Genomic DNA, 21,646 nt, shown 5'->3' with positions numbered 1-21,646 from the left:
GCGTAAGCGGCAGATCACCCGGGGGAGTGAGCTGAGGGCATACGTAATAAATCCGGCAAATCGGCTGGGCGCGGGGAACGACCGCAGGGAGGAGGCCGCCGCGAGGCGATTCGGGGATGGCGCGGGGTCTTGATACACAACCGCACTGCTGTGACAGTTGGGAGCAGCTTAGGCCAAGGCATATACGCGTGTCCGGAGAATGAGAACGTAGGCTGCCCCTATGTCGAAGAAGCGATCGGGCGGTGGTCTGACCGGGACCCAGCAGGCCGCCAAGTTCCTCGGTGTCAGTGTGCTCGCGGGAGCCGTGCTGGCGGGCCTGGCCCTGCCGGCCGCCGGGGCGCTGGGACTGGCCGCCAAGGGCACGGTCGAGGGGTTCGACGAGATCCCCGCCAACCTCAAGACCCCGCCGCTGAGTCAGCGCACGACGATCCTTGACTCCGAGGGCGGGCAGATCGCCACGGTCTACTCGCGTGACCGCACGGTCGTCCCGCTGAAGGACGTCTCGCCGTACATGCAGAAGGCGATCGTCGCCATCGAGGACGCCCGCTTCTACGAGCACGGGGCGATCGACCTCAAGGGCGTGCTGCGCGCGCTCAACCGCAACGCGCAGGAAGGCGGCGTCGCCCAGGGCGCCTCGACCCTCACCCAGCAGTACGTGAAGAACGTCTTCGTCGAGGAGGCCGGCGACGACCCGGACAAGGTCGCCCAGGCCACCCAGCAGACCATCGGCCGCAAGGTCCGCGAGCTCAAGTACGCGATCCAGGTCGAGGAGGAGCTGGGGAAGAAGAAGATCCTCGAGAACTACCTCAACATCACCTTCTTCGGCCAGCAGGCCTACGGCATCGAGGCGGCGTCCAAGCGCTACTTCTCGAAGTCGGCGAAGAACCTGAAGCTGGAGGAGGCCGCGCTGCTCGCCGGCATCGTCCAGTCGCCCAGCCGCTACGACCCCGTGAACGACAGCGAGGAGGCGACCAAGCGTCGCAACACCGTGCTGCAGCGGATGGCCGACGTCGGCGACGTCTCCCAGTCCGAGGCCGACAGGGCCAAGGAGACGCCGATCACGCTGAAGGTCAGCAAGCCCAAGAACGGCTGCATCACGGCCGTCGACGGCGCGGGCTTCTTCTGCGACTACGTGCGCGAGGTCTTCCTCACGGACCCGGTCTTCGGCAAGACCCGCGAGGAGCGGGCCAAGGTATGGAACCAGGGCGGTCTGACGATCCGTACGACCCTGGACCCGCAGGCGCAGAAGTCCGCCCAGGAGTCGCTGAAGGACCACGTCTACCAGGACGACAAGGTCGCGGCGGCGGTCACGATGGTCGAGCCCGGGACGGGCAGGATCATCGCGATGGGCCAGTCCAAGCCGTACGGCTTCGGCGAGAACGAGACCCAGATCAACTACTCGGTCGACGCCAAGATGGGTGGCTCCAACTACGGCTTCCCGGTGGGTTCGACCTTCAAGCCGTTCGTGGCCGCGGCCGCACTGGAGCAGGGGCGTCCGCCGACGCAGGCGTACCCGGCTCCGTACAAGATGCCGTACCCGGACTCGATCGCGAGCTGCTCCGACCGGCCGTGGCGGAACCGCGGCGGCGACACGGTGGAGAACGAGAACGAGAAGGAAGTCGGGCCCTACGCCCTCCGCGAGGCGATGGAGCTCTCCGTCAACACGTACTTCGTGCAGATGATAGGAGACATCGGTCTCTGCCCCGTCGTGGAGATGACCGACCGCCTGGGCGTGGTGCAGGGCAACGGGGAGAAGCTCCCGGCCAGCCCGGCGCCGCTGACCCTCGGCTCGACCGGTATCTCGCCGCTGACGATGGCCAACGCGTACGCGACGTTCGCGAACCGCGGGACGCACTGCACGCCGACCGCGATCGAGTCGATCACGACCGCTGACGGCAAGAGCCTCAGGGTGCCGCAGACCGAGTGCGGCAAGGTGATGTCGGAGCGCACGGCGGACACCATCAACACGCTGCTGCGCGGTGTGGTCGACTCCGGTACCGGTCAGGAGGCCGGCCTGACGGACCGTGACAACGCGGGCAAGACGGGTACGACGGACGAGCGCAGGAACGCCTGGTTCGTGGGCTACACGCCGAACCTGTCCGGTGCGGTCTGGGTCGGCAGTGCCACCCAGAAGGTCAAGATGGTGAACATCCGGATCGGCGGCCGCTACCACGACAAGGTCTTCGGCGGTCAGGTCCCCGGCCCGATCTGGAAGGACGCGATGGCGGGGGCCCTGGAGGGCAAGGAGGCCCCGGACTTCAACACCGTCCACGTGCCCGACACGTCGAAGCCGGAGGGCGACGAGGACGACGAGGGGCGCCCGGAGGACGGCCGCGGCAACGACGACAAGCCGGGCAAGAACGGCGGCCGGGACCCGTTCCCCGGCATCTCGCTCCCGCCGGACTTCATCGGCGGCAACGTCACCCGCGGCCAGGACGGCGGCGGGGACGGAGGCCGGCAGCGGGGGTGACCCCGCGCGCCGACCGAGGGAGCGGCCGTCTGCGGCCGCCCTGCGGGCCAAGGGCGGAAAGCGAAACGGCGAAGGGTCCCGGTGCGGATGGCACCGGGACCCTTCGCCGTACGGTCGCGAACGCGGGTCCCGCGCCGGCCGCCGAGTCAGCCGGCGAGGAGCTTCTTGACGGCGGCGGCCACCCTGCCGCCCTCGGCGCGGCCCGCCACCTTCGGGTTCACGATCTTCATGACCGCGCCCATCGCCCGGGGACCCTCGGCACCGGCGGCCCTGGCCTCCTCGACGGCCTGCGCCACGATGCCGTTCAACTCGTCGTCCGTCAGCTGCTTGGGCAGGTAGGCGTCGAGGATCTCGCCCTCCGCCTTCTCACGGTCCGCCTGCTCGGCACGTCCGCCCTGGGCGAAGGCCTCGGCCGCCTCGCGGCGCTTCTTCGCCTCCTTGGCGATCACCTTCTGGACCTCGTCGTCGGAGAGCTCACGCGCCTCCTTGCCCGCGACCTCCTCCTTGGTGATCGCGGAGAGGGTCAGCCGGAGCGTCGAGGAGCGCAGCTCGTCGCGCGCCCTGATCGCCTCGGTGAGGTCTTCCTGCAGCTTGGACTTGAGCGTGGTCATGCGTCGATTGTGGCAGGCGCGCGCCGTGACGCGCCCGCGCATTTCCCGGGGCGCGCGCCGGGCGGGCCCCGCGCTCGTACGAAAGCCGGGGCGAGGCCGCGGTCCCTCTCCCCCGCGCCTGCGGTCCCTTCCGCCCGTCGTCCCTTCCCGAGCCGCCCGTGGTCCCTTCCCTCGCGGCGCGATCTCTTCCTTCGCGGCCCGCGAACCTTTCCCCCGCCGCCCGTGGTCCCTTCCCTCGCGGCCTCGGCCCGACCTCCGCGCGGCCTCGGCCCGACCTCCGCGCGTCAGGCGCCGGACACGTCGTGGCCGTCTCCGGGTGGTGCCCGCGTCGGGCTGCGGCCACCGGCCGTTGACAGCCTGCGCCCATGCCGGTCCTCCGCTTCCCCGTCGACACCCGGCGCTGCCAGTTGCTCGGGCTCACGGGGTCGGCGGCGCTGGCCGCGGGCGGTACGGCGGCCGGTGCCCTGCCCGTACGCGACGTCCCGGCGCCGCACTCGGGCGCGGCCGTGCTCGGACTGGCCGCGGCCTACTTCGGACTGGTGCTGCTGGTGGCCGCCTGGGCGCTGCTCGGGCGGACCGCGCGCGGGCCCGCGCCGCCGAGCCTCCGCAGCCTGCTGCTCACCCTCGCGCTGTGGGCGGCACCGCTGCTCCTCACCCCGCCCCTGTTCAGCCGGGACGTGTACAGCTATCTGGCGCAAGGGGCGATGGTCGACGCCGGGATCGACGTCTACGCCCACGGCCCGTCCCGGCTCGGCGGCCCGCTGACCGCCGAGGTGGCACCGGTCTGGCGGCACACGCCGACCCCGTACGGCCCGGTCTTCCTCGGCTGTGCGTCCGCGCTGGCCGAGTTCGCCCGCGCCGGCGTGGTCACCGGGGTCCTCGGCATGCGGCTGGTCGCGCTGCTCGGCGTGGCGCTGATGGCGCTGTGCCTTCCGGCGCTCGCCCGGCGTTGCGGCGCCGACCCGCGCACCGCCGTGTGGCTCGGCGGACTCAACCCGCTCGTGCTGCTGCACCTCGTGGGCGGCGCCCACAACGACGCGGTCATGCTGGGGCTGCTGGGCGCGGGCCTCGTCGCGGCGCTCGGCCGGTGGCCGGCCGTCGGTGCCGCGCTCGTCACCCTCGCCGCACTGGTGAAGGCCCCGGCCGCACTGGGGCTGCCGGCCGTCGCGCTGCTCCGGGCCCGGCGCGGCTCCGGCCGGCACCCGCGGCTGCGGGCCGCCCTCGTCACCGGCGGCACGGCGGCCGCCACCACCGTCGCGGCCACGGCACTGGCCGGCACCGGCTACGGCTGGACGTCCGCTCTCGACACCCCGGTGTCACCGGGGAACTGGTCGCTCACCTCGACGCTCGGCCGCCTCACCGGGGCGGCGCTGCGGAGGGTGGGCAGCGGGCTCGCGGAATTCGCCGTTCCCGCCTGGCACTTGACCGGTCTCGCCGCCACCGCCGTCGCCGTCCTCGTGTTCTGGAAGCGCCACCATCTGCGTCGGCCGGTGTACGCGGTCGGTCTCAGCCTGGGTGCCGTGGCCGTCCTGGGCCCGGCGATCCGTCCGTGGTACGTCTTGTGGGGCGTGTTCCTGATCGCCGCCACGGCGCCCGGGGGTGCGGTGCGCCCGAGGCGCGCGGCGGCCCTGCTGAGCGGAGTTCTCGCTCTTGTGGTGATGCCGAGTGGGTTCGCGCCCGACCATAATCAGCTGTTGATCGCAGTTGGCGGAAGCACACTGGGGGTACTGGCGCTGTGGTGCGCATACAGGGTGGCGGCACGAGCGGCAGACAGGGCCCCTCTTCCGGAGGCACTCCCTCCGGAAGCCGCCCGCCCGGAGGCACTCCCTCCGGCAGTTCCCCGTCCGGAGGAACGTCCTCCGACGGCTTCGTGCCCGAAGGTGCCTCCTCCGGCGGCACCCCGTCCCCAGGATTCCCCTCCGGCGCCCGACAGCCCGGCGCGGGACCCGCACCGTCCGCTGGGGAGCACAGCGTGCGGATCCCCGTGACCACACGGGGCCGTGTCCTGGTGGCACTCGGCATGTCCGCGGTGGTGGTCTTCTTCCTCGCGACCGTGCCGTTCCACCGGCACTGGTTCGACCTCCACGTCTACTACGGGGCGGTCGAGCACTGGATCGGCGGCCACCCGATCTACGACTACCTCAGGCCCGGAACCCGCTACGGCTTCACGTATCCGCCGTTCGCGGCGCTGTGCATGCTGCCGATGACCCTGGTCGGCTGGCACAGCGCGCTGGCCATAAGCCAGCTCATGAACGTCGCGGCCGCCGCCGTGATCCTCCACGTCTGCCTCGACGCGACCATCCGGCGGGAGAGCCGGCACAGATGGTTCGCGTACGCCGTGGCGGCCTGCATGTTCGCCCTGCTGGAGCCGGTCCGCGACACCGTGAGCTTCGGCCAGGTCAATCTGCTCCTGCTGGCGCTGGTCCTCGCCGACTGCTGGCTGCTGACGGCCGGGCGCGAGCGGTTCCCGTCCCTCGGCCGGCTGGCCGGTCTCGGCATCGGTCTCGCCGCCGCGATCAAACTCACCCCGGCGATCTTCATCTGCTACCTGCTGGTCACCCGGCGCCTGCGGGCGGCCGGGGTCGCCATCGGCACGGCGAGCGCCGCGACCCTGCTCGCGGCCTGGGCGGCGCCGACGGCATCGCGCACGTTCTGGACCGAGGCGATGTGGAACACCGAGCGGGTCGGTTCGCTCTCCTACGTCTCCAACCAGTCCTGGCAGGGCATGCTGGCCCGGCTCACCGAACCGTTCGCCGAGCCCAGCCGCGCGGTGTGGGCCGTGGGCGTACTGCTCCTGATGTGGCTGTGGGCCCGCCGGGTGCGGCAGGCCGTCTCCGCGGGTGACGAGCTCGCGGGCTTCGCCCTGACGGGAATCGCGGCGTGCCTCGTGAGCCCGGTCACCTGGGTGCACCACCTGGTCTGGCTGATCCCGGCCCTCGCCGTCCTCACCGACAAGGGCCTGCGGGCCGCGCCGGGCGGGGAACGCCGCCGCAGGCTGCTGACCTGGGCCCTGGCGAGCTACGCCGTCCTGTGCAGCAGCATGGTCTGGCTGTGGCGCTGGAACGACGGCGGTGTGCCCGGGTTCCTGGGCGCCAACGCCTACGTGTGGATAGCACTGCTCCTGCTCCTGCTGCTGCCGCTCGGGCGGCCGGGCACGGACGGGGACGGGCCGTATGCGGAGAGCGGACCGTCTGCGACGATGGGCGCATGCGCGCACGCTACGGCCTCCCCCTCAAAATCGGTGCCGGTGTCACGGCTCTCGGAGCAGTCGGCATCGCCTACGCGGCCGGGTTCGAAGCCCGCTCCTTCCGGCTCCGGCGGGTGACGGTCCCGGTCCTGCCGAGAGGGATGCGGCCTCTGCGCGTCCTGCAGGTCTCCGACATCCACATGGTGTGCGGACAGCGCAAGAAGCGGGCCTGGCTGCAGTCCCTGGCGGGGCTGCGCCCCGACCTCGTCGTCAACACCGGCGACAACCTGTCGGACCCCAACGGTGTGCCCGAGGTGGTCGACGCCCTCGGGCCGCTGATGGAGTACCCGGGCGTGTACGTCTTCGGCTCGAACGACTACTACGGCCCGAAGCTGCGCAACCCGGCCCGCTATCTGTTCGAGAAGGCCCAGGGCCGCCACGGGCTCAACGGCAACGCCCCGGCGGTGGGCGTGGTGCACAACCCGTGGGAGGGCCTCCGGGACGCGTTCGACGCGGCGGGCTGGCTCGGCCTGAACAACACGCGCGGCCGACTGAAGCTCGACGGCGGACTCGAACTCGCCTTCACCGGGCTGGACGACCCCCACATCAAGCGGGACCGCTACGAGAAGGTCGCCGGCGGCCCGGACAAGACGGCCGACTTCTCGATGGCCGTCGTCCACGCCCCCTATCTGCGCTCCCTGGACGCCTTCACCACCGAGGGCTACCCGCTGATCCTCGCGGGCCACACCCACGGCGGCCAGCTGTGCATCCCCTTCTACGGCGCCCTGGTCACCAACTGCGACATCGACACCGACCGGGTGAAGGGCCTCTCCACCCACGAGTCCGACGGCCTCGTCTCCTACCTCCACGTCTCCGCCGGCTGCGGCACGAACCGCTACACCCCGGTCCGCTTCGCCTGCCCTCCGGAGGCGACGCTGCTGACGCTGGTGGCGCGGGACTGAGGGGAAGCAGCCGCCGTCCCTCCGGGCGGTGGTCCGAGGGCCACCCGCAGGGGCAGGAGCCCGACGGTACGGGTGTGACGCCCGATGCTCCCCCGCTCGCACCCGCCCCTCCCCGGACGCCGACCGGCACCGCTCATGCCGCTCCGCCCCAGGTGAGGGCCCCGTAAAACCGGATTTCGTCTCCGGGCGCCGGTGGGCTAAAGTAAACGACGTCGCCGCGAGAGCGAGTGACATCGGGGTGTAGCGCAGCTTGGCAGCGCGCTTCGTTCGGGACGAAGAGGTCGTGGGTTCAAATCCCGCCACCCCGACAGCTAAGTAGCAGGCCAGAGGGTCCTTGCCGAATCGGTGAGGACCCTCTGGCCTTGCTGTCTGTCCCTCGGCGTGGCCAGCGCTGGAGATCGCTCGAAGATGCCGTCCATCACCACGACGCCGGTCTGGAGCACGGGCCGGACCTGCTTCCGGTGGACCCAGCGAAGGGATCAGCGCATGCCCGGCAGGCCATCAGTGGACGTCGCGGTACGCCTCCTACGGGAGCAGCTGGGCGGGCTGTCGAGTGCCCCGGCAACTCAGGACGCTTGGTCGGCATTCATCCGATTCGGGCGACTACGGTTCGACACATCAGGCTCCCCCGACGCCGACGGCCTGCTGTTCCAGTACGGAGTGTTCTCGTTCCACGGCACACCGGCGTTCTCCCTGGACCTCACGCGCCAGTTCGAGGTCCTGGACGAGGCGGGCGACCACGATCACCTCGTGCAGGTTCACTGCGAGCTGGTGTACGAGCCGACACCAGCGTTGGCAGCCCTGGGGGACTTCAACTCCTGGTTCTTCCACGATTCAGGGAACGATGTCGACCAGTGGGCGGAAACTCTCACCTCGCGGGAGGCCTGGGCAGTCATCCGGGAGCACGGCCCTGTGAAGGTCGAGGTCTGCCAAGAGCCTGTCTAGGCGGCGTGCCCCTCATGCGCCCGGCTGGTCGGCGACCAGCGGAGCATCACGCGGAGTACCGGGGCCGGAGCCACTCCCCGCGCTTCAGCCTCTCGCCAGGTCAGCAGATATCCGCGTACGTGGTCTTCCAAGCCGGGGACGTACAACATGGAGGCCCGTGACGAGCTGACCATGATCGCGGTCCGCGACGAGATCCTGGACCCGGTCCGCGACGGCTGACGTCGGATCCGGCAATCCGCAAGTCCGCGCACACCCGTTCCCCCCGAGCTGATGGTGCCGGTGCCCTGGTCGGCGTGCGAACGGTCAGCGGCCTGATCCGCGTCGCGGGTCGGGCCCCTGAGTGGTTCCGGGGGCGGTGTCGCAGGCGGCGGATATCGTGCCTCGGTGACCGATGCCAGGGCCGGCCGCCCCCTCTTCTTCCTCGATGTCGACGGGCCCCTTCTGCCGTTCGGTGCCGGACCCGGCGCGTACGAGGCCGGCGGGGAGACGCCGCGAGAGGAGGGCGATGCCGGGGCGAACCCGCTGCTGGACCGGCTCGATCCGGCGCTGGGTCCGCGGCTGGCGGCGCTCCCCTGTGAGCTCGTCTGGGCCACGACGTGGCTGGACGACGCGAACGAGTGCATCGCACCGCGGCTCGGGCTGCCCCGCCTCGCGGTGGTGGACTGGCCGGAGCCGTCGGAGCAGGAGGAGCGGGATCGGCGAGCGGGGCTCCACTGGAAGACGCGGCCTCTTCTCGACCGGGCCGGCGGCCGCCCGTTCGTCTGGGTCGACGACGAGATCAGCGACGCGGACAGAGCCTGGACGGCCGCCCGCCACGGGGACAGAGCCCTGCTCCATCGCGTCGATCCCCGCCGTGGCCTGCGGGACGACGACCTGGACCTCATCGAGGACTGGCTGCGCGGATGGTGAACGGGCCGGGCCGGACGGGCGCTGCGGCCACTTTCACCGCACCGGCTGTCCGACCCCCAGCATGTTCCCCTCGCTGTCGCGGAACCAGGCGGCACGCTCGCCGCGGGCGCCCTTGGAGGGGTAGTTGCCCTCGATGTCGGCGACGCCGTCCACCGTCCTCAGTCCGGGCAGGTCGACGGTCTCGAAGACCACTCCGCGTCCCTCGAGCTCGGTGACGGCCGCATCGATGTCGTCGACCTCGAAGGCCATCTGCGTGAAGGTGCCCGACGACGCCCCGGCGGACCGGAAGAGGGCGAAGTGCGAACCGCCGCAGCGGTAGAGCAGGCCGCCGGGGCGTTCGTCGACGGGGTCGAGACCGAGCTTCTCGGAGTAGAAGCGCCGGGCCCTGTCGAGGTCCTGGGCGGGGAGCCTGGTGGCGATGCGGGCGTGGGAAAGTGCGCTCACGGTGTCACTTCTCCTCTCTCTGCGGCTGCGCGTTCTTCTGAGGCGGTGTCATGGGACGGACTGGCGCCGGGACTTCGGGCTCGCTGCCGCCGCGCCGGACGCAGGCCGGGGCCTGCGCCGGGCCGCCCCGCACAGGCTTCCGTCGGCCAGGGCGGCCGCCGCCGCGGATTCGCGCAAGCCCCGCGACACGCCCGGGCGTCGGCCGCGACCCGCGTGTCGCCACCCGTTCGCCATGCCGTTTCGACATTCCGCCCTTGAGCGTATTGCGGCCGTCGCGACCTGTGGGAATGGCACGGCAGGAAATCGACGACGAGTCGTCGGGCCATTTCACTGCGGTCGTTTGATCACAAGAACTGGTTGCCTTTCCCCCTGAAGCGCGGCGTCCTCATCGGGGCAACGAGTCCTGACCCGCGCCACTCGGAGGGTGGTGAAAATGCGTACCGCACGTCTTCTCGCCGGCAGCGCCTTGGCCCTGGCCGCACTCGGCATCCCGGCTCCCGCGGCAGTCGCCGAAGGGTCCGAGATCACGGTCAGTCCCGAGGTGGGATATCCCGGCTCGACCATCACCGTCAGCACGTCGGGGGCCTGTGAGCCGGGCGCGACCTATGCCAAGGGCCAGGCGGAGATCGGAGGTCAGATCAACCTGACCGAGAGCGGCCGCGAAGGGGAACTGGAGGGCACGTTCACCGTTCCCGCGAACGCGAAGGAAGGCACGTACGACATCACGGTCAAGTGCCCGCCCGGAGTCCGCGTCCAGTCCGAATTCGAGGTCGCCGGGCGTCCGAACGGTGCCGTCAGCGGTGGATTCGGTGGTGGTGGCGGGATGAACAGCACGGAGATGGCCATCGGAGCCGTACTGGTCCTCACCGCGACGGCGGGCGGTGTCCTGACGCTGCGGCGCCGTCACGGCAACGGTTCGGCAGCCTGAGCGTCCCCCGGCGCCGGCCGACGGGACCCGTCACCTCCGTAACCGAGACCGGAGCCCGGACCGCTATGGGACGCAAGCACTCCTCCCTCCTCACGTCGACAAGGGTGTTCGGCGTCATGCTGCTGGTCGGCATCGGCTTGCTGGTTCACGGGCTGCGCGGCGAGACGGCTCCCCAGCCGTCCGCCGCCCAGGCCTTCACCCCACCGGTGCCGGGCCCGGCGGTCTCCTTCGGACCGGGCGTCCCGCCCCTTCTCGCCGCCGGACCGGCTCCCCGAAGGGCGGCCGCGGCGCCGCCCGGTACGCGGCCGCGTTCCGTGCCGGTGCGGCTCCGCATCCCCGCGATCGGTGTGGACACCCCGATGATGAACCTCGCGCTGGGCAAGAACGGCGCGCTGGAGGTTCCGCCGGTCGACAAGGCGCAACTCGCCGGCTGGTACTCCCGGGGGCCCGCGCCCGGGGAGGTCGGTGCGGCCGTCGTGGCCGGCCATGTCGACACCCCCACCGGCCGCGCCGTCTTCTACCGGCTGGGCGCACTCACCAAGGGCAGCGCCATCCAGGTCACCCGACTCGACGGGCGTACGGCGCACTTCGCCGTGGACGCCGTCGAGGTGTACGCGAAGCACTCCTTTCCCAGCAAGAAGGTGTACGCCGGGGCCGGCGTCCCCCAGTTGCGGGTGATCACGTGCGGTGGGGGATACACCAAGAAGACGGGCTATCTCGGCAATCTCGTCGTCTACGCGACGCTCAAGCGCATGACCTAGCCCTGCCCTCCCGCGGGAGCGCCCGGCTCCGGGCCGCCTGACGGGTTCGTACGCCGCAGAGGTGCGGGAGAGGGCCGCCGTGATCGTCGCCGATGCAGCGGGCCGAGGACCGGGGAACCGGCTGCGCCGCATCCGATCCGCCGCCCACCATAGGGTTCATTTCAATGAACAAACATCATGTGTGAGAACTCTTGAGCGCCGCTGAGCCCGGTGGTAGGCGTAAGGGCATACGCCCGACTCCCCGCCGTCGTACCCGGGTTGTGAACCCCTCCCCGGACCTCCCCATCGGAATCACCACCTCCGCCTGGACCGGCAACATGGCGCGGCTGACCGCCTACGCGGCCGTGCGCTGACGGGGCTTCGTCTCCTTCCCGCGGCCCCGGCGCGGAAGGCGTCGAGATCGTGGAGGCGCCCGCGACGTGGATCGGGACCCGTTCGTCCCACCGGGCTCGGTCGGCCTCGCGCCAGTCGGGAGGGGGTGGTGAGTACATGCCGCGGAGGTTGTCCACAGGCTCCGGAGGGGGCGAACGGATTGTGGGCGCGGCGGCGCAGAATGGTGGGCATGACTGAGATCACCGAATCCACGGCGTCCGGCACGCCCACCGCCGTTCCCGCGGTCCCCGCCGCGGAGCTCCCGGCGGTGTCCGCGGGCGGGCCCGCGGACATGCCGGCCTGGGAGCAGCGGTTCCGCGCGCCCCGGGTCTCGCTGCCCGACTGGGCCGAGGACGCCCCGGACCGCGCCCTCTTCGTGTCGAACGCGACGGGGACGTACGAGCTGTACGCCTGGGACCGCGCCACCGGCGCACAGCGCCAGGTGACCGACCGGCCGAACGGGACGACGGACGGGATACTCACCCCCGACGGCGCGTGGATCTGGTGGTTCTCCGACACGGACGGCGACGAGTTCGGCGTCTGGATGCGGCAGCCGTTCGGCGGCGGACCGGACGAACCGGCGACGCCGGGCCTCGAGCCCTCGTACAGCGCTGGCGTGGCCCTCGGCCGGGACGGCACCGCCGTGGTGGGCCGCTCCACGGACGAGGACGGGACGACGATCCACGTCGCGCGTCCCGGCGCCGCACCGGTGGAGATCTACCGGCACCGGGAGTCGGCGGGCGTCGGGGACCTCTCCCACGACGGCACGCTGCTCACGCTGGAGCACACCGAGCACGGGGACGCGATGCACGCGGCGCTGCGGGTCGTCCGGCTGGACGGGACGACGGTGTGCGAGCTGGACGACACCAGGGGCGGCTCGGAGGAGCTGGGGCTGGAGGTCCTCGGTTTCGCCCCGGTCCACGGTGACACCCGGCTCCTGGTCGGCCACCAGCGGCGGGGGCGCTGGGAGCCCATGCTGTGGGACGTGGCGACCGGAGAGGAGACCGACCTGGCGATCGATCTGCCGGGCGATGTGAGCGCCGAGTGGTATCCGGACGGCTCGGCACTGCTCGTCGCGCACAGCTTCGAGGCGCGCAGCGAGCTGTGGCGGTTCGACCCGGCCACGGGCGCGCTGACCCGCGTGGAGACCCCGGCGGGGACGGTCTCGGGCGCCACGGCCAGGCCGGACGGGACGGTGGAGTACCTGTGGTCGTCCGCGGCGCAGCCGCCGAGGGTCCGCTCCACGACGGGCCGGGAGGTGCTGGACCCGCCGGGGATGAAGGCGCCCGGTTCGGTCGGCGTGGAGGACGTGTGGGTCGAGGGGCCCGGCGGCCGGATCCACGCGCTGGTGCAGCGGCCCGAGGGAGAGGGGCCGTTCCCGACCGTCTTCGACATCCACGGCGGCCCGACGTGGCACGACAGCGACGCCTTCGCGGCCGCGCCGGCGGCCTGGGTCGACCACGGCTATGCGGTGATCCGGGTCAACTACCGGGGCTCGACGGGGTACGGGCGGGCGTGGACCGACGCCCTGAAGCACCGGGTCGGGCTGATCGAGCTGGAGGACGTCGCCGCGGTCCGCGCGTGGGCCGTCGCCTCCGGTGTGGCGGACCCGGAGAAGCTGATCCTGTCGGGCGGCTCGTGGGGCGGCTACCTCACGCTGCTCGGGCTGGGCACGCAGCCCGACTCCTGGGCCCTGGGCCTGGCCGCGGTGCCCGTCGCGGACTACGTCACGGCGTACCACGACGAGATGGAGGCCCTGAAGGCGATGGACCGCACGCTGCTGGGCGGCACGCCGGAGGAGGTACCGGAGCGCTACGAGGCCTCGTCCCCGCTGACGTACGTGGACGCGGTCCGTGCCCCGGTCTACATCTCGGCCGGCGTCAACGACCCGCGCTGCCCGATCCGCCAGGTGGAGAACTACGTGGACCGCCTCGCGGCCCGGGGCGCGGTCCACGAGGTGTACCGGTACGACGCGGGTCACGGCTCGCTGGTGGTCGAGGAGCGGATCAAGCAGGTGCGGCTCGAGCTGGCCTTCGCCGAGCGGCACCTGCGGTAGCGGGCGCCGGGGCCACGGCCGCCGGGGGCCCGGACGTCACCGGGACCCGGCGGCCCGGGCAGCCGAGGCCCGGCGGCAGGACGGGCCGAACCGGGACCCGGGAGAGGAGGAAAGCGGGGCGTTCCGTACCGTGGAGGCGTGTACCGGTTCCTGCTGACGCCCCGCTGGTGGGGGATCAATGTCTTCGTCGCGCTGGCGATCCCCTTCTGCATCTTCATGGGGACCTGGCAGCTCGGCCGGTTCGAGGACCGCGTCGACACCCACCGGGCCGCCGAGCAGCGGCCTGAACAGGGCGAGCAGGCAGCGGCACCGCTCGCGGAGCTGCTGCCGGTGGACAAGGACACCTCGGGTCGGCTCGCCAGGGCCGACGGCCGGTACGGCGAGCAGTTCCTCGTGCCGGGTCGGGAGCTGGACGGACGCCGGGGCTCGTACGTCCTGACGCTGCTCCACACCGACGACGGCAGGGCGCTGCCGGTGGTCCGGGGCTGGCTGCCCACCGGGGCGACGGCACCGCCCGCCCCGACGGGTCAGGTGACGGTCACCGGTGCGCTGCAGGCCTCGGAGACCCAGAGCAGCGACGGGGTGCACGCCGCGGGGGGCCTGCCGCGAGGTCAGCTCGGCATGATCAGCGCCGCCTCGCTGGTGAACCTCGTCCCGGACGACGTGTACGACGCGTGGATCACGCTCACCACCGCGCCGGAGGGGATGCGTCCGGTGCCCGCGGCCGCTCCGCAGGGCAGTGGGCTCGACCTCAAGGCGTTCCAGAACCTGGGCTACACGCTGGAGTGGTTCGCCTTCGCGGGCTTCGTGCTGTTCATGTGGTTCCGCTTCGTGCGTCGCGAGGCGGAGGCCGCCAAGGACCAGGCGCTGGGCCTCGACCCGGCGTGATCCGGCCGCGCGGACCCGTGGTCGGGCCTCCGCGCAGGGAAGCCGGGAGAGCGGGCGGCGCCCGGCCCGCACACGTGTGGGCCGCCGACTCGCGCGCGGCGGACTGCGGGTGGGCTGTCGGCTCGCTCCCTGCGAACCAGCCACCACGACGCGATCTCGGAGGACCGGACGGATCTCCCCGGCCCGCACGGCGGGGGTGGGCCGCCGTGTCGACGTGCGGCGCGGCGCCGCCCGGAAAGCGCCGGGGCGGTCACGGCACATGCCGGGCCAGACCCGCGGGCGGGCGGTCAGGACGGGTTGAGGACACCCGTGCGGTAGATCGTGCCGGCGCAGGCGTTGGGGATCGTGACCTCCGCGCTCGGACCGCCCGCCTCGGGGGTGTGGACCACCGAGACGCTGCCGTCCGCCACGGTCCCTTCGTCGAGCTGGGGCTCGGTGTTCGGGGTCGTGCCCGCGCCGTCGGTGGTGCCCGAAGTGCCGTCCGTGGGCGTCGGATCGGGTGAGGCTCCGGTCGTGGGACAGGTCTCCGAGGGGACGAAGGCGAACTTCACCTCGTACGACGCCTCGGGCTTGAGCACCACGGCGCTGATCTCCTGGGACGGGTCGGGCAGTCCGCTCGCCGCGTCCCCGGTGGTGTGCGTGACCACACTGATCTTCGTGGCGTCCGCGGCGCCCGCCGTGCTGAAGCTCACCGCGCCCGGCGCCCCGATCGAGCAGTCGCTCGGGGAGATGTTGGAGATGCGGAAGGTGCCGTACACCTTGCCGTCGGCCTCGGCGGCGCCGGCCTGCGCCGCGTTCACCCCGAGCTGGCCGGCTTCACAGACGGGCGTGGAGGCGACGGCGCCGTCGGACGGGGTGGCCCCCGTGCCGCCCGGGATGCCCGGGGACGCCGCGGCACCCGGGCTCGGCGACTGCTGCCTCGCGCTCGGCGCACCCGGGACGTTCGGCTGCCCCCCGACGGGGTCGCCGTTCGACGCCTGCCCGCCGTCCAGGCGTTCCTCGTCGCCGGTGCCGCCCTGGGCCTGCTCGCCGTGCCCGGCGTTGACCGGATGGTCGTCGAGGCCGCCCGAGCTCGCCACATGGACGAAGGCGGGGACGGCGGTGCCGAGGAGGATCACGGAGGCCACCATGCCCACCAGGGCCTGGCGCTTGCGGGCGCGCCGTGCGGGCACGGCCCGGCGCAGATGGTCCAGGGCGCCGTCGGTGGGTTCGAGGTCGCCGACGGTGTCGCGGAGAAGCCGCCGCAGGGCCAGTTCGTCCCCGCCGAGACCGTCCGGGCCCGTCACGTCGGGAACGGCGGCGGCAGGGGGCGTGGCGGGACGGGGAACGGCCGGAGTCGGGGCACCGGGTGCACCGGCGGCCGGCAGCGCGGCAGCGGAGCCACCGGAAGCCGTACGGCCGTCGGAGCCGTACGGTCCGGCCTCGTGGCCGTGCCGGCTCTCGCGACGCGCTTCGCGGTCCTCGGGGTTCCCGTCCTCGTGGCGGCCCTTCCGGCCCCCGGCCCGCCGCGCTTCGCGGTCCTCGTGGCCGCGGTCCGGGCCGTCGGACTCCCGCCGGGCGTTCCCGGCCGGCGCCGGGGCGTCCTGGGCCGGCCCGCCCAGCAGGTCGCGGAGCAGCCGGTCCCGGCCCGGCAGGTCGCCGGAGGGGGTCTCCGCGCCGGACGGCACGTCGCGCCGGGGTGTGTCACCCCCGAGCCCCTGGTGGTCCATTCCGTTCCGCGGCCCGTCGTTCACAGTCTCTTTCCCAGTCCGGTCGTTCAACGGCCCGTCCGGCCCGTAAAGCTCAGTCGTGTGCTTCTCGTCCGGTGTGTCGCCGGACGAGCCGTGCGCGTCGCGTGGCGCGGAACCCTGCTGCGGGAGGTCCTCGCGTCCGTGCTCGTGCCCGCGTTCGTGCCTGGTCATGCCGTGGCCTCCATGGCAACGCGCAAGGCCGCGATGCCCCGTGAGCCGTATGCCTTCACCGAGCCCAGCGATATGCCGAGCGTCTGGGCGACCTGTGCCTCCGTCATGTCGGCGAAGTAGCGGAGCACCAGCACCTCGCGCTGGCGCCGCTGGAGGCCCTTCATCGCCTTGATCAGCGCGTCCCGCTCCAGCTGGTCGTACGCGCCCTCCTCCGCGCTCGCCATGTCGGGCATCGGCTTGGAGAGCAGTTTGAGCCCGAGGATCCGCCGACGCAGCGCGGACCGCGACAGGTTGACGACCGTCTGCCGCAGGTAGGCGAGGGTCTTCTCCGGGTCGCGGACGCGGCGCCGCGCCGAGTGGACGCGGATGAACGCCTCTTGGACGACGTCCTCGCAGGACGCGGTGTCGTCCAGCAGCAGGGCGGCGAGACCGAGCAGCGACCGGTAGTGGGCGCGGTAGGTCTCGGTGAGGTGGTCGACGGTGGTGCCCGCGGCCACCGTCTCCTCAGCGCTTTCGCGCTGCGACGGTATGGGGGCGGAGTGTGCGGCCGGCATGGGAGCGATCACCGGCATCCCGCCGGAACCCCTGCCGGAGACAGGGGAAGGGCGGGGCCCCCGGAGGGGGAGCACCGTGGCGCCGCGGGCCGGAGCCCTGCCGGCGCCCCGGATCGGGGGCACGCCCGGCGACCGGGCGGGGACGAACGCCCTGCCGCGGACCGGGGCCACCGCGGTGATGTCGAGTACCTCTGCCACGCCTGTTGGACACGCCGACCCCCCTCAGGGTTGTACGCGCACACCATCGCTTGTGACGACGCACCGTAGGCCCTCATGCGCTCCCGATCTTCCCCAATGCCCCATTTGTCATGGCTTATCGCGGCACCGCGAAGGGACGACCGCATAGACGCTCCCCGCACAGCAACCGGTTGCACAGTGGCGTGAATGCATCGTCGGACATGCCATCACCCCAGTTCAAGTGGCATGTCCCGGTTGTTTGATCACAGGGGTTTCACAGATCCTACAAAGATCCGCCGACGCTCGGCTCAGAATTCCCGGGCGATCGCCTCTGCCAGCTGGGCGGTGTTCAGGGCCGCGCCCTTGCGGAGGTTGTCCCCGCACACGAAGAGTTCCAGGGCCCTCGGGTCGTCCATGGCCCGCCGGACGCGCCCGACCCAGGTCGGGTCGGTGCCCACCACATCGGCGGGCGTGGGGAATTCGCCCGCGTCGGGGTCGTCGAAGAGCACCACGCCCGGAGAGGTGGCGAGGATGTCGTGGGCCCGCTCGACGGTGACCTCGTGCTCGAAGCGCGCGTGCACCGAGACCGAGTGGGCTGTGACGACCGGCACACGCACACAGGTAGCGGAGACCCGGAGTTCGGGCAGGTCCAGGAGCTTGCGGGTCTCGGCCCGGATCGCCAGTTCCTCGGAGGACCAGCCGTCCTCCGCGAGCGCGCCGGACCACGGGACCACGTTCAGCGCCGTCGGCGCGGGGAAAGGGCCGAGCCCGTCGCCGACCGCCCGCCGCACATCGCCGGGTCCGGTGCCCAGCTCCGTGTCCGCGACCAGTGCGAGCTGGGTACGGAGAGCCTCGACCCCGCACTGTCCGGCACCGCTGACCGCCTGGAGCGCGGAGACGACGAGTTCGTCCACGCAGAACTCGGCGTGCAGGGCGCCGACCGTGACGATCATCGCCAGGGTGGTGCAGCCCGGACTCGCGACGATGCCGCGCGGTCGGAGCCGAACGGCATGCGGGTTGATCTCGGGAACGACGAGGGGGACGTCGGGATCCAGCCGGAAGGCGGCCGAATTGTCCACGACGACCGCGCCCTTGGAGACGGCGACCGGCGCCCACCGGGCCGCGACCGGGGCCGGCACCAGGAACAGCGCGACGTCGACTCCCGTCAGCGCCGCCTCGGTGAGGGCGACGACCTCGGTCTCCTCGCCGCGGACGGTCAGCTTGCGGCCGGCCGAACGCGGTGAGGCGACCAGGCGTATCTCCCCCCAGACGTCCGCGCGCTGGGACAGGATCTGGAGCATCACCGCGCCGACGGCCCCGGTCGCACCCACGACCGCGAGCGTCGGCTTGCGGTTCATCGCGCGACCACCGTCACGCGCCGAGCTGTCACCGGCCGGTGCCTCCGTAGACGACGGCCTCGTCGGAGTCGCTGTCGAGGCCGAAGGCGGAGTGGACGGCCCGGACGGCCTCCTTGACGTCGTCGGCGCGGGTGACGACCGAGATCCGGATCTCGGAGGTGGAGATCAGTTCGATGTTCACCCCGGCGTCGGACAGCGCCTCGAAGAAGGAGGCGGTGACACCCGGGTTGGTCTTCATGCCCGCCCCGACGAGCGAGATCTTGGCGATCTGGTCGTCGTAGCGCAGCGACTCGAAGCCGATGGCGCTCTTGGTCTTCTCGAGCGCGTCGATCGCCTTGCGGCCCTCGGTCTTCGGGAGGGTGAAGGAGATGTCCGTGAGGCCCGTGGACGCGGCGGAGACGTTCTGCACCACCATGTCGATGTTGATCTCGTTGTCCGCGATGGTGCGGAAGATCGCGGCGGCCTCGCCCGGCTTGTCCGGGACGCCGACGACGGTGATCTTCGCCTCGGAGGTGTCGTGGGCGACTCCGGAGATGATGGCCTGCTCCACCTTGCGGGCTCCTTGCTCGGCGTGCGGTTCGTTGCTGACCCAGGTGCCCCGCAGCCCCGAGAAGGACGAGCGGACGTGGATCGGGATGTTGTAGCGGCGTGCGTACTCGACGCACCGGTGCAGGAGCACCTTGGAACCGGAGCTGGCGAGCTCCAGCATGTCCTCGAACGAGATCCAGTCGATCTTGCGGGCCTTCTTCACCACGCGCGGGTCGGCGGTGAACACGCCGTCGACGTCGGTGTAGATCTCGCAGACCTCGGCGTCCAGGGCCGCCGCCAGCGCGACGGCCGTGGTGTCGGAACCGCCGCGGCCCAGCGTGGTGATGTCCTTGCTGTCCGCCGAGACGCCCTGGAAGCCGGCGACGATCGCGATGTTGCCCTCGTCCAGCGCCGTCCGGATCCGGCCCGGTGTGACATCGATGATGCGCGCCTTGTTGTGGACCGAGTCGGTGATCACGCCTGCCTGGCTGCCGGTGAACGACTGCGCCTCGTGGCCCAGGTTTTTGATCGCCATCGCCAGCAGCGCCATGGAGATCCGCTCTCCGGCGGTCAGCAGCATGTCGAACTCACGCCCGGCAGGGATCGGGGATACCTGCTCGGCGAGATCGATCAACTCGTCCGTCGTGTCACCCATCGCCGAGACCACGACGACCACCTGGTGGCCGTTCTTCTTGGCATCGACGATCCGCTTGGCGACCCGCTTGATGCCCTCGGCATCGGCAACGGAGGAGCCTCCGTACTTCTGCACGACAAGGCCCACGTGCGCTCCTCGCTCGGTCTGTGCCGCAGTCATCACTGCGGTCTGCGTCAGTTTAACGAGCAGCCCGGAATCGCCGCCGCCATATCACATCGTGAGATGTCCCGCTCACTTCGTGATCATCGGCAAGGCCGGGCCGCCCGACGATGCATCTGCCCAAGGGCCCCCGGGGTACGCGGTTCTGTGGGCGGCGTCACATGTTCACGTGCGCCCGACGGGGTCCACGCGCCGGGTCCGCCCGGGCGGGAGCGAGCGTCGCCGCCGGCCCTCCGGAACACCCGGGCCGGAACGGATCCCGTACGACTCGGGCCGAGTTGCCGCAGGCGCATCCGAAAGCCCGGAGGACGGCCGCATGCCCGCAGGACGCGCGGGCGCCGCCCTCGCGGGAGGCCGTGGCCGTCGACGCCGCGGAGCCGGACGGCCCCCGGGCCGCGGCACGCACCGTGCAGCGGAGGGGGCCGTACCGCGGGTGGGAGGGGAAGGGAGGGGAGGGGAAGGGAGGGGATCAGCTCCGGGTGGGGCGGGAGCGGATCACTGCGCGGCGGGGGCCTTGCGGAGCCCCAGCGGCCCTGCGATCTCCTCCGCCATCACGCGACCCGCCTCCTCGGCGAGGTCGTCGTCGGGCAGGTCCTCGTCGGTGTCCAGCCCGTCCAGCTCGTCCAGCGGCTGGTCGAGGCGCACATGGGAGACCAGCGACTGCAGCGCGCGCAGCGTCGCCGAGGCGGTCGGGCCCCAGTTGGAGAAGTAGGAGAACTGCCACCACCACAGCGCCTCGGTCGTGCGGCCGGCGCGGTAGTGGGCCAGGCCGTGGCGCAGATCGGTGACGATGTCCGCGAGGTTGTCGGAGATCCGGAACGGGACCGGTGCCTTGCGGGGCTCGTAGGGGTCGAAGACCTCGGAGAAGACGTCGACCGGGTCGAGGAGGCGGGCGAACCGCTCGCGCAGGTCGTCGACGTCCAGGTCCGGTCCGGTGTCCGTCTCGTAGCGCTCCTCGGGAACGATGTCCTCGTGGGCGCCCAGCCGACCGCCGGCGAGCAGCAGCTGGGACACCTCCAGCAGCAGGAACGGCACGGCGCTGTCCGGCTCGTCACCGCGCGCCACCTCGGTGGTGGCGACGATGAAGCTCTCGATCGAGTCGGCGATCTGGACCGCGAAGTCGTCGGGGTCCTGTGTGGCGGAGTGCAGCGTTGCGTCAGACATCGAGTAGTCGTCTCCCCTCGAAGGCACGCCCGAGCGTGACCTCGTCGGCGTATTCGAGATCGCCGCCAACGGGAAGCCCGCTGGCGAGACGCGTCACCTTCAGCCCCATGGGCTTGACCATGCGCGCCAGGTACGTGGCGGTCGCCTCGCCCTCGAGATTGGGGTCGGTCGCCAGGATCAGCTCGGTGACCGTGCCGTCCGCGAGCCTCGCGAGAAGCTCGCGGATGCGCAGGTCGTCCGGGCCGACGCCTTCGATCGGGCTGATCGCGCCGCCCAGCACGTGGTAGCGACCGCGGAACTCGCGGGTCCGCTCGATCGCGACGACGTCCTTGGGCTCCTCGACCACGCAGATGACCGCCGGGTCACGGCGCGCGTCCCGGCAGATGGCGCACTGCTCCTGCTGCGCGACGTTCCCGCACACCGCGCAGAAGCGGACCTTGTCCTTCACCTCGAGGAGGGCGTGAGCGAGGCGCCGGACGTCGGTCGGCTCGGCCTGGAGGATGTGGAAGGCGATCCGCTGCGCGCTCTTGGGACCGACGCCGGGCAGCCTGCCCAGTTCGTCGATGAGGTCCTGAACCACGCCTTCGTACAACGGAACGCCTCTCTGGGATTGCTTC

General features: G+C 71.9%; 18 protein-coding genes, 1 tRNA gene and 1 pseudogene. 11 read left to right on the top strand and 9 right to left on the bottom strand.

The genetic code is table 11. The annotated features are described in order from the left end of the window. Positions 1-220: 220 nt before the first annotated feature. The gene (locus QRN89_RS19040; protein WP_290350619.1) at positions 221-2,470 is read left to right on the top strand and encodes a transglycosylase domain-containing protein; all 2,250 of its coding nucleotides are present in this window, start codon (positions 221-223) and stop codon (positions 2,468-2,470) included. A gap of 146 nt (positions 2,471-2,616) precedes the next feature. Here QRN89_RS19040 and QRN89_RS19035 read toward each other — a convergent pair whose 3' ends face one another. Beyond that, the gene (locus QRN89_RS19035; protein ID WP_290350618.1) at positions 2,617-3,081 is read right to left on the bottom strand and encodes a GatB/YqeY domain-containing protein; all 465 of its coding nucleotides are present in this window, start codon (positions 3,079-3,081) and stop codon (positions 2,617-2,619) included. Between the two features lie 365 nt (positions 3,082-3,446). Between QRN89_RS19035 and mptB the strand changes: the two genes are divergently transcribed. The 6 genes from mptB to QRN89_RS19005 all read left to right on the top strand — a co-directional run bounded on the left by mptB (position 3,447) and on the right by QRN89_RS19005 (position 9,084). Continuing rightward, complete coding sequence (gene mptB / locus QRN89_RS19030) at positions 3,447-5,069, top strand: polyprenol phosphomannose-dependent alpha 1,6 mannosyltransferase MptB (protein ID WP_290350617.1); 1,623 nt, start codon at positions 3,447-3,449, stop codon at positions 5,067-5,069. Next, positions 5,054-6,406 (top strand): glycosyltransferase 87 family protein, encoded by a 1,353-nt coding sequence (locus tag QRN89_RS19025; protein ID WP_290350616.1) that lies wholly within the window; start codon positions 5,054-5,056, stop codon positions 6,404-6,406. The genes mptB and QRN89_RS19025 overlap by 16 nt, the downstream gene beginning before the upstream one ends. Then, the gene (locus QRN89_RS19020; protein WP_290350615.1) at positions 6,289-7,230 is read left to right on the top strand and encodes a metallophosphoesterase; all 942 of its coding nucleotides are present in this window, start codon (positions 6,289-6,291) and stop codon (positions 7,228-7,230) included. The genes QRN89_RS19025 and QRN89_RS19020 overlap by 118 nt, the downstream gene beginning before the upstream one ends. Before the next feature lie 234 nt (positions 7,231-7,464). Then, positions 7,465-7,538, top strand: a tRNA-Pro gene (locus tag QRN89_RS19015). Positions 7,539-7,716: 178 nt separating this feature from the next. Then, on the top strand, positions 7,717-8,175 hold the full coding sequence (locus QRN89_RS19010; RefSeq protein WP_290350614.1) for a hypothetical protein: 459 nt from the start codon (positions 7,717-7,719) through the stop codon (positions 8,173-8,175). Between the two features lie 384 nt (positions 8,176-8,559). Beyond that, positions 8,560-9,084, top strand: coding sequence for an HAD domain-containing protein (locus QRN89_RS19005; protein WP_290350613.1), 525 nt, complete (start codon positions 8,560-8,562; stop codon positions 9,082-9,084). Between the two features lie 33 nt (positions 9,085-9,117). Here QRN89_RS19005 and QRN89_RS19000 read toward each other — a convergent pair whose 3' ends face one another. Continuing rightward, positions 9,118-9,528 (bottom strand): VOC family protein, encoded by a 411-nt coding sequence (locus QRN89_RS19000; protein ID WP_290350612.1) that lies wholly within the window; start codon positions 9,526-9,528, stop codon positions 9,118-9,120. Between the two features lie 433 nt (positions 9,529-9,961). Here QRN89_RS19000 and QRN89_RS18995 point away from each other — a divergent pair, with 433 nt between their 5' ends. Both QRN89_RS18995 and QRN89_RS18990 read left to right on the top strand, forming a co-directional pair. Continuing rightward, on the top strand, positions 9,962-10,456 hold the full coding sequence (locus tag QRN89_RS18995; RefSeq protein ID WP_290350611.1) for a hypothetical protein: 495 nt from the start codon (positions 9,962-9,964) through the stop codon (positions 10,454-10,456). 65 nt (positions 10,457-10,521) lie between these two features. Then, entirely contained in the window at positions 10,522-11,217 is a 696-nt protein-coding gene (locus QRN89_RS18990) for a class F sortase (RefSeq protein WP_290350610.1), read from the top strand. Positions 11,218-11,595: 378 nt separating this feature from the next. Here the strand turns inward: QRN89_RS18990 and QRN89_RS18985 are convergent. After that, positions 11,596-11,708, bottom strand: a pseudogene (locus tag QRN89_RS18985) (SAM-dependent methyltransferase); the annotation flags it as partial. A 173-nt stretch (positions 11,709-11,881) separates the two neighbouring features. On the opposite strand from QRN89_RS18985, the gene QRN89_RS18980 reads away from it, so the two are divergent. Both QRN89_RS18980 and QRN89_RS18975 read left to right on the top strand, forming a co-directional pair. After that, positions 11,882-13,645: a S9 family peptidase gene (locus QRN89_RS18980; RefSeq protein ID WP_290353771.1), complete on the top strand. Its 1,764-nt coding sequence runs from the start codon at positions 11,882-11,884 to the stop codon at positions 13,643-13,645. Between the two features lie 138 nt (positions 13,646-13,783). Continuing rightward, positions 13,784-14,533 (top strand): SURF1 family protein, encoded by a 750-nt coding sequence (locus tag QRN89_RS18975; RefSeq protein WP_290350609.1) that lies wholly within the window; start codon positions 13,784-13,786, stop codon positions 14,531-14,533. A gap of 287 nt (positions 14,534-14,820) precedes the next feature. On the opposite strand, the gene QRN89_RS18970 is transcribed toward QRN89_RS18975, so the two are convergent. The 6 genes from QRN89_RS18970 to recR form a co-directional block, all read right to left on the bottom strand. Then, entirely contained in the window at positions 14,821-16,434 is a 1,614-nt protein-coding gene (locus QRN89_RS18970; protein WP_290350608.1) for a hypothetical protein, read from the bottom strand. After that, positions 16,431-17,186, bottom strand: coding sequence for a SigE family RNA polymerase sigma factor (locus QRN89_RS18965; RefSeq protein WP_290350607.1), 756 nt, complete (start codon positions 17,184-17,186; stop codon positions 16,431-16,433). The genes QRN89_RS18970 and QRN89_RS18965 overlap by 4 nt, the downstream gene beginning before the upstream one ends. Before the next feature lie 287 nt (positions 17,187-17,473). Beyond that, a complete protein-coding gene (locus QRN89_RS18960; protein ID WP_290350606.1) occupies positions 17,474-18,523 on the bottom strand; it encodes an aspartate-semialdehyde dehydrogenase in 1,050 nt (349 codons plus the stop codon). A gap of 28 nt (positions 18,524-18,551) precedes the next feature. Then, entirely contained in the window at positions 18,552-19,832 is a 1,281-nt protein-coding gene (locus tag QRN89_RS18955; protein ID WP_290350605.1) for an aspartate kinase, read from the bottom strand. A gap of 528 nt (positions 19,833-20,360) precedes the next feature. Beyond that, the gene (locus QRN89_RS18950) at positions 20,361-21,029 is read right to left on the bottom strand and encodes a DUF5063 domain-containing protein (protein ID WP_290350604.1); all 669 of its coding nucleotides are present in this window, start codon (positions 21,027-21,029) and stop codon (positions 20,361-20,363) included. After that, positions 21,022-21,621 (bottom strand): recombination mediator RecR, encoded by a 600-nt coding sequence (recR, locus tag QRN89_RS18945; RefSeq protein WP_290350603.1) that lies wholly within the window; start codon positions 21,619-21,621, stop codon positions 21,022-21,024. Before recR ends, QRN89_RS18950 begins: the two co-directional genes overlap by 8 nt. Between the last annotated feature and the right edge of the window lie 25 nt (positions 21,622-21,646).

It is taken from the genome of Streptomyces sp. HUAS CB01 (genome assembly GCF_030406905.1).
GTDB classification, from domain to species: domain Bacteria; phylum Actinomycetota; class Actinomycetes; order Streptomycetales; family Streptomycetaceae; genus Streptomyces; species Streptomyces chengbuensis.
This window is presented reverse-complemented; position numbering and strand designations above follow the sequence as displayed.